19 protein-coding genes and 2 pseudogenes are annotated in these 18,723 nt (G+C 34.5%); 3 read left to right on the top strand and 18 right to left on the bottom strand.

Features of this window, described 5'->3' with window-relative positions; genetic code table 11:
• Position 1: 1 nt before the first annotated feature.
• Positions 2 to 829: a hypothetical protein gene (locus BKP37_RS01450; RefSeq protein WP_071307952.1), complete on the top strand. Its 828-nt coding sequence runs from the start codon at positions 2 to 4 to the stop codon at positions 827 to 829.
• Between the two features lie 15 nt (positions 830 to 844).
• Here the strand turns inward: BKP37_RS01450 and BKP37_RS01445 are convergent.
• Both BKP37_RS01445 and rarD read right to left on the bottom strand, forming a co-directional pair.
• Positions 845 to 1,048, bottom strand: a pseudogene (locus BKP37_RS01445) (ATP-binding protein); the annotation flags it as partial.
• Between the two features lie 476 nt (positions 1,049 to 1,524).
• Entirely contained in the window at positions 1,525 to 2,451 is a 927-nt protein-coding gene (gene rarD, locus BKP37_RS01440) for an EamA family transporter RarD (RefSeq protein ID WP_071307950.1), read from the bottom strand.
• 690 nt (positions 2,452 to 3,141) lie between these two features.
• Here rarD and BKP37_RS01435 point away from each other — a divergent pair.
• Positions 3,142 to 4,254 carry a glucosaminidase domain and LysM peptidoglycan-binding domain-containing protein gene (locus BKP37_RS01435; protein WP_071307949.1) on the top strand — a complete coding sequence of 371 codons (1,113 nt, stop codon included), beginning with the start codon at positions 3,142 to 3,144 and terminating at the stop codon, positions 4,252 to 4,254.
• 544 nt (positions 4,255 to 4,798) lie between these two features.
• Here the strand turns inward: BKP37_RS01435 and BKP37_RS01430 are convergent.
• The 8 genes and pseudogenes from BKP37_RS01430 to selD form a co-directional block, all read right to left on the bottom strand.
• Positions 4,799 to 5,197 carry a hypothetical protein gene (locus BKP37_RS01430; RefSeq protein ID WP_071307948.1) on the bottom strand — a complete coding sequence of 133 codons (399 nt, stop codon included), beginning with the start codon at positions 5,195 to 5,197 and terminating at the stop codon, positions 4,799 to 4,801.
• An 88-nt stretch (positions 5,198 to 5,285) separates the two neighbouring features.
• Positions 5,286 to 6,593: a B12-binding domain-containing radical SAM protein gene (locus BKP37_RS01425; protein WP_071307947.1), complete on the bottom strand. Its 1,308-nt coding sequence runs from the start codon at positions 6,591 to 6,593 to the stop codon at positions 5,286 to 5,288.
• Between the two features lie 94 nt (positions 6,594 to 6,687).
• Complete coding sequence (locus BKP37_RS01420) at positions 6,688 to 6,909, bottom strand: helix-turn-helix domain-containing protein (protein WP_071307946.1); 222 nt, start codon at positions 6,907 to 6,909, stop codon at positions 6,688 to 6,690.
• Between the two features lie 10 nt (positions 6,910 to 6,919).
• Positions 6,920 to 7,396 carry a DUF2975 domain-containing protein gene (locus tag BKP37_RS01415; RefSeq protein WP_071307945.1) on the bottom strand — a complete coding sequence of 159 codons (477 nt, stop codon included), beginning with the start codon at positions 7,394 to 7,396 and terminating at the stop codon, positions 6,920 to 6,922.
• 476 nt (positions 7,397 to 7,872) lie between these two features.
• Positions 7,873 to 8,187: a hypothetical protein gene (locus BKP37_RS01410; RefSeq protein WP_084034492.1), complete on the bottom strand. Its 315-nt coding sequence runs from the start codon at positions 8,185 to 8,187 to the stop codon at positions 7,873 to 7,875.
• A 387-nt stretch (positions 8,188 to 8,574) separates the two neighbouring features.
• The gene (locus BKP37_RS01405) at positions 8,575 to 9,852 is read right to left on the bottom strand and encodes an MFS transporter (RefSeq protein ID WP_139193032.1); all 1,278 of its coding nucleotides are present in this window, start codon (positions 9,850 to 9,852) and stop codon (positions 8,575 to 8,577) included.
• 41 nt (positions 9,853 to 9,893) lie between these two features.
• On the bottom strand, positions 9,894 to 10,214 hold the full coding sequence (locus tag BKP37_RS01400) for a DsrE family protein (protein ID WP_071307943.1): 321 nt from the start codon (positions 10,212 to 10,214) through the stop codon (positions 9,894 to 9,896).
• Positions 10,215 to 10,361: 147 nt separating this feature from the next.
• Positions 10,362 to 11,345, bottom strand: a pseudogene (gene selD / locus BKP37_RS01395) (selenide, water dikinase SelD); the annotation flags it as partial.
• 130 nt (positions 11,346 to 11,475) lie between these two features.
• On the opposite strand from selD, the gene BKP37_RS01390 reads away from it, so the two are divergent.
• Complete coding sequence (locus tag BKP37_RS01390) at positions 11,476 to 12,363, top strand: LysR family transcriptional regulator (protein ID WP_071307942.1); 888 nt, start codon at positions 11,476 to 11,478, stop codon at positions 12,361 to 12,363.
• A gap of 102 nt (positions 12,364 to 12,465) precedes the next feature.
• Here the strand turns inward: BKP37_RS01390 and BKP37_RS01385 are convergent, their stop codons facing one another.
• From BKP37_RS01385 to BKP37_RS01350, 8 genes are all read right to left on the bottom strand, one after another.
• Positions 12,466 to 12,900, bottom strand: a complete 435-nt coding sequence (locus tag BKP37_RS01385) for a VOC family protein (RefSeq protein WP_071307941.1) — start codon at positions 12,898 to 12,900, stop codon at positions 12,466 to 12,468.
• 386 nt (positions 12,901 to 13,286) lie between these two features.
• Positions 13,287 to 14,066 (bottom strand): YhfM domain-containing protein, encoded by a 780-nt coding sequence (locus BKP37_RS01380; protein ID WP_071307940.1) that lies wholly within the window; start codon positions 14,064 to 14,066, stop codon positions 13,287 to 13,289.
• Between the two features lie 185 nt (positions 14,067 to 14,251).
• Positions 14,252 to 14,788: a putative periplasmic lipoprotein gene (locus BKP37_RS01375; RefSeq protein WP_071307939.1), complete on the bottom strand. Its 537-nt coding sequence runs from the start codon at positions 14,786 to 14,788 to the stop codon at positions 14,252 to 14,254.
• Positions 14,789 to 15,182: 394 nt separating this feature from the next.
• A complete protein-coding gene (locus tag BKP37_RS01370) occupies positions 15,183 to 16,328 on the bottom strand; it encodes a M20 metallopeptidase family protein (RefSeq protein WP_245712421.1) in 1,146 nt (381 codons plus the stop codon).
• Between the two features lie 81 nt (positions 16,329 to 16,409).
• Complete coding sequence (locus BKP37_RS01365; protein WP_245712420.1) at positions 16,410 to 17,255, bottom strand: glycerophosphodiester phosphodiesterase; 846 nt, start codon at positions 17,253 to 17,255, stop codon at positions 16,410 to 16,412.
• A 79-nt stretch (positions 17,256 to 17,334) separates the two neighbouring features.
• Positions 17,335 to 18,057, bottom strand: a complete 723-nt coding sequence (locus tag BKP37_RS01360; RefSeq protein WP_071307937.1) for a rhodanese-like domain-containing protein — start codon at positions 18,055 to 18,057, stop codon at positions 17,335 to 17,337.
• A 29-nt stretch (positions 18,058 to 18,086) separates the two neighbouring features.
• On the bottom strand, positions 18,087 to 18,395 hold the full coding sequence (locus tag BKP37_RS01355; protein ID WP_281242992.1) for a molecular chaperone TorD family protein: 309 nt from the start codon (positions 18,393 to 18,395) through the stop codon (positions 18,087 to 18,089).
• Between the two features lie 27 nt (positions 18,396 to 18,422).
• Positions 18,423 to 18,710 carry a hypothetical protein gene (locus BKP37_RS01350; protein WP_071307935.1) on the bottom strand — a complete coding sequence of 96 codons (288 nt, stop codon included), beginning with the start codon at positions 18,708 to 18,710 and terminating at the stop codon, positions 18,423 to 18,425.
• Between the last annotated feature and the right edge of the window lie 13 nt (positions 18,711 to 18,723).

The raw sequence follows: 18,723 nt of genomic DNA, 5'->3' as shown, positions 1-18,723 counted from the left end.
GATGTTGTTTTTATTTTTTCTTTTGTGGGGAGTAGGCTTATTATTAATAGTATTTGATTCAAAACGAGATTCAAATCGTTGGGCTAGTGTGACAGCTTTTGCTGGTGGTGCCGGAGGACTGTCTGTAGTTATCGAAGAAAATGTAAAAGTAAGAATGGTTGAGAATATAGGTTGGAATTATATAGATGGTACGTTATCGTTCATTGAGCATTTATTATCTTTCGTTTCGCATTATGTTACTCCATACGGATTCCTTGTTTTTTCTATTGTATATTCTGACCGATTAAACAAATCTTGGAAAAAGTTATCGAAAATAATTCTCCTTTCACCGATATTTGTTATGGGTATGTTTTTTCCAATATACCCTAATCTGATTATTCCGTATGTTGTTGCTAGCTGGTGGGTGACACCTTATATTATATGCGGCATAGTGTTACTTTTATATGCGTATTTTAGGGAACAGCATCCGTCAAAAAAACGTCAACGGTTTTTTGTTAATTTAGCGTTTATTCCGACAATTACTTTCGCATTAATTACTAATTATATTTTACGAAGTATGAACATTGAAGATTTTTGGCGCTATAATTATTGGATTGTCTCCTTTGGAGCGATAGTTTTTTTTATAGGTCTTATAAGATATAGTTTTATGGGACTAAAGCTTCAAGTACATCATCAGCAATATGGATATACAATGCCGGAAATAAAAACAGGAACTGCTCTTCTAAATCATGTGTTGAAAAACGATATAAAAAATATGATTGAGGTAGAAGATTTAATAAAAGAATTGAAGAGCTGTGACCGTCAAGTAGAAATGAACACTTTTCGCTGATTTATTTTGAACATTTCATCCCTTAAAAATGGAAGTTCGGTGTTTCATTCGATAACTATCATCGGTGAACTGGATTATTTCGGCACGATGAATAATTCTATCCAATATTGCAGTTGTAATTGCCGGATCACCGAGAAGTTCTCCCCATTCACTTGGGCCCTTATTTGAAGTCAAAATGATAGAGGAGGAATTATATAAATCGTTAATGTGTATATGAAAGGCAATATCGTTATTTTGTAATTTCACTTCTAAATCTAAAGGCAAAACTAATTGATTCATGTTATAATTTTTAAACATAAGGACACTTCCTTCTGATTAGATTTGGCTTGGTAACTTAATTTTATCAGAAGTTGTCCTTATTTTATTACAAAAATAATCAAAGCCGGTGAAATTTTACTCGTCGTAAAATTTCACCGGCTTTTTCATTTCAGAGGTGGGTTTTGTCCCAGCCTCTTTAATTTACCTAGTAACTTCCTTGTCTCACTGGGAAGCCCCAAACTACCATCGGCGAAGCTACTGACTTCAATCACCTCATGAAATACTTCTTTGATTTTACTTCGTGCAGCTTTGCATAGAGAAAGACCTATTCGGAGCGATACTAGTAGATTAATTTAAGTACAATTATTCGCAATCTCTTTTACATAAAAACAGAAAAGTAATGCCTTTTACAACATCGCCGCTTATTAGTAATCTTGTTAAGCTTCGATTTTTTTCTTTATATGGTATTTACTCTTTTGTCCTCTCTTTGTTACCGAAGAAAAAGTATAAATGGCAAGAGCTGACCAAATAAAGATAAATGCAATTAAATGTGCTTTTGATAACGTTTCGTTATAAAGAAAAACCCCAACTAACAGTACTATTGTTGGCGAAATATATTGAAGAATTCCAAGCAAAGATAGTGTTACCTTTTGAGCACTCATAGTAAAGAATAATAACGGTAGAACAGTTACGATGCCACTCCCCATTAATAGTAAACTTGTTGAAATAGAATCGAAAAATTGTATTTGAGATTGAAACATCAAGTATGTCATAAATACTAACGCAATAGGGGAAATCACCATTGTTTCAAGAGCTAATCCAACTGTTGAATCAGATTTAATTAGTTTCTTTGCTAAACCATAAAATCCAAAGGTGAGAGCCAGACTAAGCGAAATCCATGGAACCACTCCATAATGGAACGTTAGTATTAATACTCCAATTGCCGCTAACACGAAAGCAACAATTTGAGAAACATTCAATCTTTCTTTTAACGCAATTACACCTATTAGCATACTTGTTAGGGGATTTATGAATTGACCAAGACTCGCTTCAACGATCCTCCCTTCGATTACTGCCCACATAAAGATACCCCAGTTTGAACTAATCAGTAGAGAAGCGAGAAAAAGCGACCAAAACAATTTGGGCTTCTTAACAATTCCTTTTATGAATTCAACGTATATATTCCATTTCTTTAAAAGAAACAAAAGTACGAGCATAAAAATAAAAGACCAAAAAACTCGCTGTGCTAAAATCTCTCCTGAAGATATATGTTCAGTGAGTTTCCAATAAATTGGAGTAACACCCCACATTACATAAGAAAGTACTGCAAACACAACACCATCTTTTTCATTATTTAATTTCATTCCTTAGCCTACTTCCTATAAGTCTATTTACTCCCTTGCATATCAATTTATTATAATTGATTTTAATAACAATGACTTTTCAAAAGTCTTTCTGATCCTATATCAAAATCATTCTCCCAATTCCTACTCCGTCAGCTTAAGTACATTCTCACAAAGTGATCTAAAAATGAAGATATTTATTGCGGAGTAAGAATCTACTACGTAATACAAGAGTTAACCCGGAGTCAAAAGAATAACCAATTCATGCAAAAAAGAGCCGCAGTCAAAAACGTTTTATTGAGGTATGCATTTACCTTTTTCCTACAACCCCCTTGTGCCCATTTTTTTCTATATAAAGCTGAACTTCAATCGGTGGGGGTCTTCCTTCATTCCCCACTGATTGTTAGTTCAATTTATACCACGGGCATAAGAATAACTAATCATCAGCTTTCGCTGATGAAAGTTATTCTATATCGGACCTTTAGGGGCAGTTAATCCCCCACCTAAACTTCTCGATTTTCTTACGTTTTGAGGTGGGGGTCTTAGTGCCCGTTTAGAATGCGATAAAACATTCTATGAAACTTCCAATTTTTCACCACTAGGCAATTTCTATTAAACTATTATAATAAACCTTAGCGTTTATTTTTAACGTGATCACTTGTTTGGCTAACAGACAAACAAACATTTAATACATCTTGAAAGGAGTTTTTTATGTCAATTAATAGAATAACAATTACTGTTATCATAGCTTTTTTTCTTAGTTTAGGAGTTTTTCAGCCTTTTTTCATTGTGCATGGACAAACAACAAAGGTAGAGGCTTCTAGCCTATTTCGTCCTCTTCCGTTCGAAGATGCAGAATTAGGAAGAAACTCTCATGCGTATTTAGGTAGAATTCAAGCCCCTACGGATCAAGAAAGAGAAACCTTCGTTAATCAAATTACGGAATACGGAATTCAGGCAAACAAACAACATGGCATTCCAGCAAGTGCGATTATCGGTATGTCTATTATTGAAAGTGGCTATGGAACAACAAGAACGGCCCACTTTGCAAACAACCTTTTCGGCATTAAAGTGTGGGGATTTAACCCACCAAATGCATGGCAGTTAAAAGGGCAGCCTGATGAAGATTTTGATAGAGCAATACCTGTCATCGCAAACTATGAACCTGATCGTATCGTTTTTGATGAAACACAAAGACGAGATAATTGGTACCGTAAATTCGATTCTTATGAGCATTCTGTACAATTCTTAACTGGTACTCTATTAGTCAACCAACGCTATCATTTTGCTATCGAAAACTATCAAAATAGAATTGCAAACGGTTGGGATGTGAAAGATGCTTCAAAGGAATATCTTTATGAAATTGCGAACGCTGGGTACAATCACTTAGGCGGAGATTATTATCGAGATGTAGTCAGCAGACTCATGGATCAATGGGATTTATACCGTCACGATGTCATCGAGGATGATATAAAAGAGGAAGAGACACAGGTCACAGGTGTGTATCACACTGTAGTTTCAGGTGATACTTTGTGGATACTATCTCTTCAATATGGAACAACAGTCGATACTATTGAGTCAGCAAACAACTTAACATCTGACATGTTATTTATTGGACAAGTTTTATTTATTCCTGTCAATCAACCTGTTTCAGAACCAATCGTTACGGAACCTGTAGCACCAACAGAACCTGAACCAACTAAAGAAGAAGCCGTTGTAGTACCTCAACCTGTCGTTGAAGAAGAGCCAGTGGCCGAAAAACCTAGAGGAAACGGCAACAATAATGGCGGAGGTAATAATGGTGGCGGTCCTAAGAAAAGATAGTTGAATTTATCTTTTCTCTGTTCAAAATAATCTAGATTAAAAGAAGATAGTCTTTAGGCTATCTTCTTTTAATTTAGCCCCCCATTCGACAGGTTCCTTTGAATCACGCCCATTAAGTGATTATTCCAATACGAGGAGAATTTATTCCGGATTAATGTAGACTAATTTTGAGTATTACACAAACGGATAAAGGGAAACCTATATTCAAAAATTATACAAATACAGGTGTCCTTAATCCCTAGAAACAACATACTTAAACAGCTAAAAAAAGCAATAAATAAAGCGGAATTTGTAAGGATTTACTTTTACCCTCTACAATAAAAAATGTCGATTGCTTTTCTTTTGATGAAAGCCATTCAAATGCTAAAAGCGTAGGACTAAAAGAAAAATGACAACTCCAATGGGCTGTCATTTTTCTTAAAAAGGAGTATTATGTTTCAAAATGAATTAGCAATAATCATTTCTATTTGCACTAAATTCAATACTACAACAAAAGCAGTATTGCTCCTATTTCAGTAACGCTATTCGTTGAATATGAAATATCTTATCCTTCGCGAAAACCTAAATATCGTATTTCTCTTCCATCTACAACGGCAATATAAATATCACCCTTTTCATTCGTTTTATATATTTTTGTTCCTACGGGTAATTTTGTTGCTGTACCTTCAGTGAAATCTTCGCCATCATTTGATTGCCTTACTACTTCAAAAACTGCATTTCCTAATGTCAAATCTGCTTTTTTTACCCAATCAATTTTTTCAGCATTAACGTAAACCACTTCATTCATAAGGAAAATATCTTCTCTTTTGTTTTTGGATAAAATCTCATTTGCGGTAGGACTACCAATATAAAGCTGTTCTTCTTCACCCATCTTCAATTGTTGCTCATTATTACAGGCAGATAAAGTAATTATTATAAGAAAAAGGATCAACAAACTTTTCAATTCAAAACCTCCCTTTATTTGCTACTAATTTATATTCAATTAATAGCTTAAAGAGAAGTTGAGCTTTATGAAGATCGAAACAAACAATCTAACTTATTCGTCTTTCCTTCTGCATCGTTCCTTTAATACTCAACCGATATCCAATATTCATTATTATGTTATGTAACAAATTTGTTCTCGAAACTCTCATTCTTTTTATGATTGATTTCCATGAATAAAACTCTTTCCTAAACCACATATACCCTTCAAACAAATCTTCTGGAGTCATCTGCTTTGGTTGAAAAGCAACTCTTGTTTTCCCATTATAAGTACTCCAATCATCAGTAAGAAGGCGACCTTCTCTTTTGTACTGTTCATAAACAGGTGTATTTGGTAAAGGTGTCAAAATACTAACGGTAACACCATCGATACCAAGATAATTACATGCTTCAAGTGTCTTTTTAAATACATCCTTTGTATCTGTGTCAAATCCAAAAATAATCCCCGCTTGAATTGAAATACCGTGTTTATGCACATTTTTTATGAGGGTCTCATATTTTCCTACATTATTAATCTTTTTGTTTACACTTTCTAGGCTTTCATTTGAAAAAGATTCAATTCCAACAAAAAAATATATACATCCTGCTTCCTTAGCAAGCTTTAATAATTCATCATCCTTACACCTCTCAAGTGTCACTTGTGCTGCCCAGCGTTTATTCAAAACTTTGAGTTCTTTCATTAATGCTTTGGCATATTTTATATCACCAAAAAAATTATCATCCCAAAAAACAAAATACTTACTTTTAATTTTCCTTATGTCTTCAATCACTTCCTGTATTGGTCGGATCCTAAACGAATCATGATAAATCTGTTTTAAATTACAATATGAGCAATGATAAGGACAACCTCTTGAGGCTATAACGGCCCCTTTTGTAAAATAACGATTATAGATTAAATCCCTTCTAGGAATTGGCATTCCATCTAAAGAAGGTACCTCTCTCATTTTATATATTTTCTTGTTACAATCCCCTTGATAAAATTCAGTTAGAAACTGAGGCCATGAATGCTCGGCTTCACCCACTATTAAATAATCACAATGTTCCATTGCTTCATCTGGTAATAATGTTACATGTGGACCACCGAAAACAACCTTGGCACCTTTACTCCTAAATTGTGCTGACATACGATAACAATGTGAAGCATTTGAAGTATTAACCGTTATTGCCACTAAGTCAAAATCCTGGTCTATTGGTATTTCTTGATTGTATTCATCAACTAAAGTAATCAAATACTTTTCCTCATCTACGAAAGCTGCCAAATACGGCATTGTTATTTGAATAAAATTATTAAACTGCTTTTTTCTAAATCGGTTAATCTCCTTATTTTCAGGAGTAATCATTAAGAGTTTCTTTTTCATTCTTCACCAACTTCTTTTAACTCACTAAATTTGTATTCCCTATACTCTACTTCAACAAAATTGTTGAGTAAGTGATAGTAAATAAATAATTTTGCTACTTTAAAGTATTTTCGTCACTTTTGTACTCTAAAATATCTCCTGGTTGGCAGTCTAAAGCCTTACAAATTGCCTCTAAGGTTGAAAATCGAATCGCCTTTGCCTTTCCGTTTTTCAATATAGAAAGATTAGCCATCGTTATTCCAACCCTCTCTGAAAGTTCTGTAACACTCATTTTCCTTTTAGCTAACATCACATCAATATTGATTACAATTGCCATTTTTTTCACCTCAGACCGTTAAATCATTTTCTGATTTTATATCAATCGCCTCTAATAAAAGCCTTTGAAGAACTGCTGCAAAGAACGCAATTACTATAGAAGCAAAAATAGTGACCATTCCAATCAAAATGACACCGGGTGCATCATCTTTTTCTGCCAAGATGTAAATGAACGGCAAAATCACCACATATGTAATACTAATTGCAAAAGCGCAGTATTTTATTTTTGTTAAAGCCTTAACGGATAATTCTGAAAAAGCTTCGTTTTTATCAATATAAGTTAAAAGTTTAAAAGCGTGATAAAGAGCATAGTAGAAAGGTATTACTGTAACATACATACCCACTATAATAGGATAAAGTATGTGAACATAATTGGAATTCACTGGATTTCTCCCTAATAGAAGTAACCCATAAATACATAAAGCAAGAATTGGCGTTCCGATAAGAAAGACAGCTGTTTTTAATAATAGTGTTGTTCCTTTTTTCATAAAAAGCACCTCACTTATTTGATATCAAATTCAATTTACCATTTAATTTATCGTTTTACAATAAATTTTTATCATATATTATAATGTTTTTATTGTTAATCTTTGTTTTCCTAGACATAATAAAGAGCATTCCTCGTGACAAAGGAATGCTCTATAGACCTAGACAAATCATTTAGTAACATTTTAACAGCTGCACGTTAGCCTCACATTAAAATAAAAGTTTGCTTTCAGATTACAAAAGATCTGATATATCTAGTTCGACATAAAGTCTTCTCTAATTATGCTTCGTTACTTCCATAGAATTTCAGCATGTCGAATTCATTTTGTAAAGGAATTCCTTAATTTTTTTGTTCTAGTAAACTGCTCAATACTAAAACAAAACGTCACTACCAATGTTCCACTATCGCATCGTTTGTTGAATAAGATTTATAAACTTCTTACTCTTTCTTAATTTATTCATGCACTAAATATTTTATCTACACTGCGACAAAAAACAGACTTAATAGAATTAAGATAATCGTAATCAAAGTTAAGGTTCTACCTAATTTTGCCCACAAGTCATTTTTGAACTTATAACCCAGAATCAATGCTGGTAAATAGAAAATAAGCGAATAAAATATTGTATAATGAAATCCTGTGTCACCGTTTGACCAAGGGCTTAATCCAAAAAATCTTAATATACTATCTCCATAAGATTCTCGATTACCGAATGAAACGGGAAATAATATCCCAAATATAAATAGCAATAATGAAATCGAACCTAACCCAACTTTTTTATAATCTTGTTTCAAGATTAACCCCTCATCCAAAAACTCTTTTTTACAATTACTTTTTCGGTACTCATTTAAAACTTCCTTATTCCACAATATTGCTTCGTTTAAGTGTATTTCTTCACAAACAAAGGCAATATTTCTTACACTCTTATATTAACATAATTAGCCATTAACCTTGAAAAACTTTCGAAATAATCATCGAATTGTTTGTAAATTAAAAAAGCAAAGGAATTTACCGACTCCCTTGCTTTTTATAATGCTAATTTACTATCAATAGTGATGTTAAAACTATTGTAAATGTAACTGCTAAATGCGTTTTTCTACCTCAAAATCGAACCCGTTACTAGGTATCACACCGCTTTTTTTACACTTCTAATCACTAACATCCCTTTTCGGAATTTATAACTACATCAAAGGTTTTACCGATTTTTTTCGATGAAACCATATCATTACCGGAATGAGTAATAATGACAACATTCCTCCAGAAAATGATAATATGGCGTAACTTGAACCAGCAACAACCATTCCTGAAAGCGCTCCACCCGAAGCACCTGCTAATGCAATAAAGACATCGACGGTTCCTTGTGTTTTAGCTCGTGTATTCGGTTCGGTTGAGTCTATAATTAGAGCTGTGCCACTTATCAATCCAAAATTCCATCCAATTCCAAGCAATGCAAGAGCAATGACCAAATATAGCATAGAATCACCAGGAGCCAATGCTGCTATTACACCTGAGATTAATAAAGTTATCCCAGAAGCAATTGCCATATTTATTCGTCCAATCTTATCAACAAGAATACCGGTAACAAGTGATGGAAGATACATAGAACCGATATGAATACCTATAACAAGTCCGATTTCACTTAGTCCATGACCATGATGTTCCATGTGTACTGGGGTCATTGTCATAATCGCAATCATCACCATTTGACTTAGGATCATGATCAATGCGCCAACTGAGATGCCTCTTTTATTGCTTTCTTGATTATCCTTTCTTAAAGATTTTCTCTTCTTGTTAGTAATATCGTTCATCACTTTAACAATCAAATAAGGATCAGGGCGAAGCATAAGAAAAATGACTAAACCTGCTATGATAAAGGCACTTCCAGACAATAGGAAAGCACCAGCAAGCTCTGGAATACCGATAGAAAGAGCAACACTCCCCATAACACCGACTAAGTTAGGTCCCGCAAATGCTCCAATGGTTGCCGAAACCATTGCAATACTAATAGCAGTACCACGCTGGTTCTTATTAGCTAAGTCCGTTCCAGCATAACGTGTTTGCAGATTTGTTGCTGTACCTGCACCATATATAAGCAGAGCAATTAAAAAAAGAAATATACTATTTATAATCGCCGCAAGCACAACTCCTAGCGCTCCAATACCACCTGCTAAAAAGCCTGTCACCAGTCCAATTCGTCGTCCAAACGTTTGAGAAAGTTTTCCTACGATAAAAGCAGCACCTGCTGAACCTAATGTAAACAGTGCTGCAGGTAGTCCAGCAAATGCATCTGTTCCCATCATTTGCTGAGCAAGAAGGGCTCCTACTGTTATGCCGGCTGCTAATCCTGCCCCACCAAAAATTTGAGAGATACTCACAACGATAAGTGTACGTTTATATAATCTGCTTTGTTTCTCAGGAGAATCTAAGTAACTTTGTGCTAAATCATGCGAGCTAGACATTATTAAACTCCTTCTTCATAAAAATTTTAACCAGTAATTGCTTAGAATGTTACTACCTTATCCGCCCATTCTACTAATTCAACACAATCATTCATTGTCGAAATTGGACAAACCGTTTGATCCTCCAGCTTTCGGGACTTAATACAAGTACCACAGGCAAATAATATACCTTCACTATCAAGGAAATTGTTCATTTCTTCTGGAACATTATATTTCTCGTGTTTGACTTGCTCACATTCAACAGCTTCACCCATTAAAAAAACCTTTACTTCACGGTCTCTACCTATACAAGCATTGGCAAAACGGAAAGCATTCCAAGCCTTTTCAGGTTCCTTTGTTTTAAGAATAATCCCCAGTTTCATCTCAAGCACTCCCCTTATCGATCAAGTGATTTATTTTCTAATTTAATTGTAAGACTGTTTCTTTAATAAGTGAAATGCATTATTATTATGTTTATAATGCATTTCACGCATAATTAAAAACAAAAAAGCAACCGATCATAGGCTGCTTTACAAAAATGTATGCTTTGTTATAATTTGAACATCGTTTTTTTCAGTTACAGTGCCGATAACGTGACCTGATATTTCTTTGTCCGATAATTTTGTAAGTAACTCATCCACTTGATCTTGTGGAAGAACAATTAATAAGCCTCCCGATGTTTGAGGATCATGCAGTAATAATTCTTCTTCTGAAGTGATGTTTTCTGTATAATTTACTTTTGTTTTATAAGTAGAGATATTATTATATATTCCTTCAGATGTAGCACCCTCTTTTAACAAAGAGAACACATCATTTAAATAAGGAATATTTCTCAAATCAAGCTCAATTGACACTTGACTATGATCGGCTATTTCACACAAATGACCAAGTAAACCAAAGCCAGTAACATCGGTACATGCATGTGTTTCAACTTGTCTCATAGCCAAGGAAGCGTCTTTATTTAACTTTACCATTTCATTAACGGCGATTTCTTGCTGGTCTTTAGTTGCAATCTTTTGGTCGATGGCTGTTGTGTAGACACCTATTCCAATAGGCTTCGTTAAAATGACAGCATCACCGACACAGGCACCTTTTTTCGTTATGAAGCGTTCTCCATATGGGATTTTTCCAGTAACTGAAAGACCATACTTCGGACAAGTATCATCTATCGTATGTCCACCAACAATACTTGCGCCTGCTTCATGGATTTTATCTACTCCACCTTTCAACATTTCTTCAAGATAACGTAACGGAAGTGTGGATGTAGGAAAGCCGATAATATTTAAAGCAAATAACGGCTCTGCCCCTTTTGCATAAATGTCACTTAATGCATTAGCACAAGCTATCGCACCAAATTGATAAGGATCATCTACAACAGGTGTAATAATATCAACAGATTGCACCATTATCTCGTTTTGCCATGAGTACCCAATAGCATCTTCTCCAATCCCAGCTATTAATTGTTTATCAGGCGAAACAGGTATATTACGCAAAACTTGCGTAAGGTCTAGGGACCTAACTTTACTAGCTCAGCCCGAACCAGTTGAATATGAAGTTAATGAGATATGAGGTTTCATTCTAGTTCCTCCTTTCTCTACTTACTATGAATTAGTTTATCATTTTTATTTTGAGAGGTGAATAGCTTTGGAATTTCATCAACTAAAGACCTTCTATGCTGTTGCTACACACCTTAATTTTACCAAAGCTGCAGAAGAACTTTCCTTAAGTCAACCTGCCGTTTCAAGGCAAATTGAAGCTTTAGAAAAGTATTATGAATTACCTTTGTTTTATCGTACGAAGAAAAAAGTTGAATTAACAGATGCAGGGAGACAACTGCTTAAATACGCAATGCAGATTATCTCAATAGCAGATCAAGCAGATAAGGCACTATCTTCACTTACTAACCTAGAAAGTGGTGAACTTAATGTAGGATGCGGATCTACAATTGGTACTTATATCATTACGAATCTAGTTATTGACTTTCAAAAAAAACACCCAAATATAAAAGTTAATCTTATGATTAATAACACATCAACAATTATTGAAAAACTTATGGATAATAAAATTGATATTGCGATAGTTGCTAAAAGATTTTATGATCAGAAATTCAACTTCCAGCCATTTTTACAAGATAAAATTAATGCCTATTGTTCAATTGAACAGAAAGAAAAGTTTAAAGATATACATTCATCTACTGAGTTAAAAAACGAAACTCTACTTTTACGAGAACGTGGATCACACACTAGAGAATGTATTGAAGAGCAATTAAACATTGTTGGTTTATCTCCAAAAATCTTTGAACTAAGTACTAATGAAGCAATAAAACAAGCCGTTTTAAATAATTGTGGAATTGGATTTCTTTCCTCTACAACAGTTCGTGTAGAATTGAAGCATAATCTAATATTTAAAATACCCCTTAAAGATAAGTGCGAAAGGGAATTTTCAATCATTTCCCCAAAAGGAAAATATCTTTCACCAATCATGCTTATATTTAATTCTTTTTTATCGAAAAACATAAGAAGATGCTTTTAAAGAATATAAAGAGTTGTTGATCTGACTTTGATCTACAACTCTCCAACCCATTCTTCTTATCGAGATTTTTCATTGCTGTATATTCTTATCTTTCCCCCTTTGTTAATTCTTCCTTTTTTCCTCCCAAAGCTGTATACGTTCTTCATGACTAACCTCTTTATGTACTTGATGCAGCATCCATATATAACCAAAGGGGTCCATGAATATGGCGTTCGACACTCCGTAGTCTGAGAGCTCAGTCACCGGTTGCACCTCTGTACAACCTAAATCCATCGCCATTGCATAGGTTTCCTTAATGTCTGGGACAGTAACATTAACCCAACTAGTTTTAGGGTCGTCAGGATTTGGTGCGATTAAATGGAATTCTGGGTTTTCATCTAACATATGAAAGTGAACGTCATATAGGGTAAAAACTACCTCATTTTCACCGCGAGGAAAGTTTGAAACCTCCACACGCTCGATATCGAATATTTTTTCGTATAATTCCAATGCTTTTAAGCTATCTTTCACAACTATATCAATTTCTACCCCAACCATAATGGAAACACTCCTTTTACAAGTTAATAAATAACTTTACCTCACCATTTTCCCCAGTTTATCAATTAAAGTATACCAAATTCAATATTATTAGCGCGGTTAATATGGTTTTCTTATTGTACTATTGTACTTCAATCGTTCAATAAGTGAAAACACCCCTAACATCTTCTACACGAATGATAATCAGATTTTTTAAGGTGTTGTGAATTGGCAAATTAATTCAAGTGGAAGAAGCTAAAATAAGAGCAGAATTTATGAAAAAGAAATTAAAACACTACCAAGATGTTTTGAATCAAGTAATTCCTGATGACACCAATCCTCAAAAGCGGAAAGAAAACCACAAGCCGGTTGCTCATTAATTGCTATTAAATCCGAATTATTGCTTTTTAATTTTTATTATTAACAAACTCGTAGATTTCTTTAACAGAACTAATGGGCAGTGAATATATCGTATGTGTGTCTTTTGTGTTTATTATTGTTCCAGAGTCGTTAGTAATCCAAAGAAAATAGCTATCTTTACCGATACTGAATTGATACTGTGGATTTGTCATATTGACAATGCCAGGCTTTTTCTTTGAATTAGCTATTGCTTTTATTAAAACATCAGTTTCTTCAGTTTTTATTAATTCTAAAGAATTTGGAACACTATTAGCGCCTGTTTCGGAACTACTTTCATACTCAATATCTACTAAAAAAGAATAACTAGCATTACCTTGCTCCCAAGTTGCAAAAATTTCAAAAACAGTTCTCCCTTTATGACTTAAAGTGTCTATTTCAGTATATGTGCCTATAACACCACTACTTTCATCCCAAGTCCTCACTTCGTATCTATTAGGAGGTATCTCAAAGTCTATAGAAATAACCATACTAGAAGTTACTTTAAAGGGTTCCTCGTGTTGAACTAAGTTCGGTGGTGCATCAGCTGACGCTTCAATACTTATTGCTTTTCCATTACTGCAACAATAAGTCCAGCTATATGGGCCAAGTACACCCTTCTCCTCCTCTACACCATTAGAAATTGAAACTTTAGGTGGATTCTTCGGGGTACTTTCTTGTAGTTCTTCATTTTCGTTATTCATTTCATTAGAAATTTCAGTTTTATTCGTGCAACCACCTAATATTAATAACAGCACACTTAGAAGAATTAGTAAAAATTTCAATTTCATATTATTCCCCCATAAAAAATTTTACCTACTGTATTTTCAATTAATTAGCCGGATAAGAGGGTTTAAAGTTTCAGTTATTACTCGTTTTTCTTTTCCTCTTCTGCTTGTTAGTAAAAGAGGAGAAGAATTAATATGTAACAGCTCTTACCCTTTAGTAACTCATCAATTAAATGATTGATCACTATTTAATCATTTGTTAGATTGAATCTTTTTATCTCTTTACTTTCACCAGAAGCAGTTACTAGCAGCACAACAATATCAGCTTTTAATGCATTTTCAGTTACATTATCTAAATCTTGATTATCGGCAATGATATAGGTGAGGAAATACTCACCTTTATCATTTGGGTTTAAAAATGCTTGTTGACTCCCACTTGCTCGCCACATGTTTGACTTGTTATTTCCAAACCGGTTTGGTTCCATAAAAGCGAATAAATGATCATGTGCTTCAATATACACTTCCAATTTTTCGTCGTCGATTTTCTCTGAACCTATTTTCTCAACGCCAGTATTTAAAAGGGTAAATCGATAATATAATGCATTTTTGTGAAATGTTTGAACATCTTTATCGTTAGGGTTGTTACTGCTTTTCAATTCGTAATTACTCACTTCGAACTTTACATCTTCTAATTCTATTACACTTTCAAAAGACTTATGTGAATTCTGTGATGAACAAGCAGATAGTAGTATTACGAACATAATTAAGATAATAAATTTCCTCAAAAAATTCCCCTCCTTAATGAACAGGTAAAAAAAATTAGCATTTAATCCATGCTCAAATCTATTGGATAAGACCAACTCTCAATATTGTACAACAAAAAGTAAAATTTTTCCTTGAGTTGAGATATAGAACAATTTGAAAAAGCTAAACTACAATCAATGTTCCCTCATCCCTCACTGATTGTTAGTTTAACTTATACCATGGGCTTAAGAATAACCAATCATCAGCTTTCACTGATTGTTAGTTATTCTATATCAGAACTTTAGGGGCAGTTAATCCCCACCTTAACTTTTCGAATTTTTTGCGTTTTGAGGTAGGGGTCTTCAGGAGATCATGAACAGTCTCGGTTTTTTATGTTATCAAATAGTTTTAAGCTAATATTTGCAGGGAAACGGTTCACAATTCTGCGAGCCCTTTGAAAAGTTCCACTGCGGTTTCGATGATATCATCTCGGAAATCATACTGCACAGTATGGATATGAGGAAAATCTTCTCCGTTCCCAATGTAGCAGATTGCACCCTTTGTCTCTTTTAAATAATGACCGAAGTCTTCGGACGCACGGAATGCTTCCTTCATCTCAACTAACGGAATCCCTCTCTTTTGACATACTTGACGTATCTTATCAGTGCTTTCCTTATCATTTACCGTTTCAGGAAAGACGTCATCATAAGAGAAGCTGGTCTTTAGCCCGTACTGTTCTGAAAGAGAAAGTGAAAGATTTTCAAGATTCTTCTGTAGGCTATCCAATTCTTCTTCATACAACCCTCGAATGGTTAGAAGCAATTCTCCCTTGCTTGCAGATACACCGAACACCCTTTCCCCAACATTTACTTGTACTACAGTACAGAGTACCAATCCTTTGTTGTTTATTGGAGATGTCAACCGAGGAATCGCATCAATAATCTTTGCAATCGCAAATGCTGGATTTACTCCATCTTCCGGTTGACTTGCATGTGCTGGCGTACCTTCCATGTGAATCGTCATCCCCTTGGATGCACAGTGAGCAGTTCCATCAATGACATAAACGGAATTCAAAGCCATACCACTCATATTGTGGAAAGCAAAAATTTCTTCGATGTTATTCTCCTTTATAAAAGATACACACTGAAAAGCACCATCTCCCGTTTCCTCCGCATGTTGAAACAAGAAAAAGATGTTTTTATCTGCACCTTTCTGATCGATTTCAAGTGCAAAACCGGCAAGACAGGCAGAGTGACCATCATGTCCACATTTGTGAGAAATGCCTGGGTTTTTGGAAGCGTACGGAAGCAAGATTGTTTCTTCAATTGGAACTGCATCAAAATCCGCGCGGAACGCAATGTTCATTTTATCTTCACCTGCACGATAAATCGCATAAAACCATTGACCTTTGTCAACAATCTCTAGTTTTGTGTGCGCTTTAAGAAATTCGATTATATGCTGTTTCGTCAAAATTTCTTGGTTTGAGAGTTCTGGATGCATATGTAAATGATGACGTAGCTTTCTTGTTAATTCTAAATTTTTATTTTCCATAGAATCTCTCCCACTTTTTAAAGTCCACAATAAATGCCTTAAGTAGTATCGACACTACTTTAATATTTTCATTGTATAATTGGTTTTAAATTATGCTCAATGATACTTTTTTCATCCAACGTAGTCTGGATAATCAGTAATAATTCCATCAACACCCGCTTTCATTAACGGGCTAATTTGGTCTTTTGATCGAACCGTCCATGACATCATTTTCATATGATGCGAATGGACCTTCTCAACTAACTGTTTCGTTACTAGGCGACGGCTTGTGTTCACATAGTCGGCATACGCTGAGAAATCTTTTAAATAATCATCCGTCAAATACCTTCTTTTCGATATGATGACAGCTGTCGTCATTTCAGGTAATAGTTCACGGATTTTTTTTACAAACTGAAAATTAAATGATTGAATTATAATGTTTGAATTGTTAGACTTATCGAGTTCATTTCCAATCAGTATTGCAGCTAGTTTTTCTTCAATTCCTGGGTACAGTTCAGGTGCTTTCACTTCAATGATAATTCCAATTTTCCCACTAAACTCATCTAATACTTCCTTTAAAGTAGGAATACGTTCTCCGTAAAATTCAGCTCCGAAGTAACTTCCGGCATCTAATTGTTTTAATTGGGCTACGGTTAAATCAGATACATATATTGACTTTCTTGTATTCACATTCGTAGTACGGTTTATGGTTGGATCATGAATGACTACAAACTCACCTTCCTTACTCATTTGTATATCAAGTTCCAAATAATCACATTTCATTTCTACCGCTTTATTAAATGCGGCCATCGTATTTTCAGGTGCATAACCTGCCCCACCGCGATGCGCAATCGTAACATAGTGGTTGGCAGAATTGGAAACAATGGCCATTTTCGTTTTTAGTGAAAATAAACTAGCTAAAAGAATAAAACAAAGTGATAATACTTTAATTAAGTTCATCCATCTTTTTTTACTCAAAAAAATTACTCCCTTTTTATAAACATTCCATTTATTATATACTACACTAATTTAAATCTGTCATTCGCTTAATAAGAAACTAAGAATCGGAATAACCTTCCGAGGAATTCACAGGAAAGGTTCCACCAGGAATGTGCTCATTGAAATACCCATTGTATGTCCTAGCATCGAAGATCACATAGGGATCACTGTCCTCATCTGTCACGTACGTTTCCATAATTAAATCGCCAACATACTCCGGTGTAGTAACAAAATAATTTCCTTTAGATTTCCAAAAAGGTGTCCCCTCTTGATACACCCAGACATTCGTATACCCTAACTCTAATGCTTTATTTGCAGAGGCTGGACTTAAATGGCAATGCAATCCCCCACAATAGAAAATTAACATGGTCTCTTTGTTTTCAGGCAAAAGATGAACGAGACGATCAAATTCTCCATCTGGCATGTTAATAGCACCGTTAATATGACTTTCCTTATAAGGACCTGGAGGGCGCGAGTCAATCAAGACAAAACCCCATTCAGGTGTATATTGATCGTAGGTAGACCGCTCTGTACTTGTTGGTAAAACCGTCCCTACCAACCTCATTAATTCTTCCGTGTCGATATAATTTAAGTGTTCTTCTAATTCAACTGGCTCCGGACCCTGACTAGGTTCTACTTCTATAACGTAAAGAGAAACATCTACCTCCCCTCCGAATACTCCAATCGGCTCATCTACTGGAACTTGGGCTACTTTCGTACAGCCTCCTAATAACAGCAGTATGAAAAAGTTTATTGAAAAAAATATTAGTCTTTTATACACGAGAAGATCCACTCCTTTCTAACATGCAACTACATATCCAAATAATAAGCTTTTAAGAACTCATCGAACACGATAGTTACATACACATAAAATGAACTATTTGCCACTTCTTTCAACTCATCAATAAAGGTCTGTAACCAATCAAGATGATCTGAAATGAACTGGAGAATCGTTAAAGTATTATCGCCTTCATGTAAGAATGCTAAAAACTCTAACAGTAACGTTAAATGATCTGGCGTGTTTTCATAGCCATGGGGAACGGAAATATTATATTGCTTAAATAAATGCTTCATATGAATGGCAGAGTCTCCCATTAAATATCCTTTGCTTTTGGCAATGGATACTTTGGCTGTGGAATCCGCTGTTCAAGGCTTATATAATGACTCTACAGGCGGGGCAAATGGTTGTGTGATTCCCGAAAAGCTATTAAGATATTGTTGCTTTAAATCCTTCGCCTCTAAAGCTTTTTCCTTAAACCTTGGTTTGATATTTACATTGATACTAGAGAATAAAGATGTTAAATCCTCATCAACGATACTAGATGTAATTTCATTAATAAATTGTTCATTTGGATATATATAGAACTCAGCGAAGGTGTACAAAATTTGTTGAAGTTCATTTCGTACGTCTTTTAGATTTCTATTTTTCTTCATCTTCATTCTCCTT

It is taken from the genome of Anaerobacillus alkalilacustris (assembly GCF_001866005.1).
Classification (GTDB): Bacteria; Bacillota; Bacilli; order Bacillales; family Anaerobacillaceae; genus Anaerobacillus; species Anaerobacillus alkalilacustris.
Note: the sequence above shows the minus strand (reverse complement) of the source record. Positions and strands in the feature narration are given on the sequence as shown.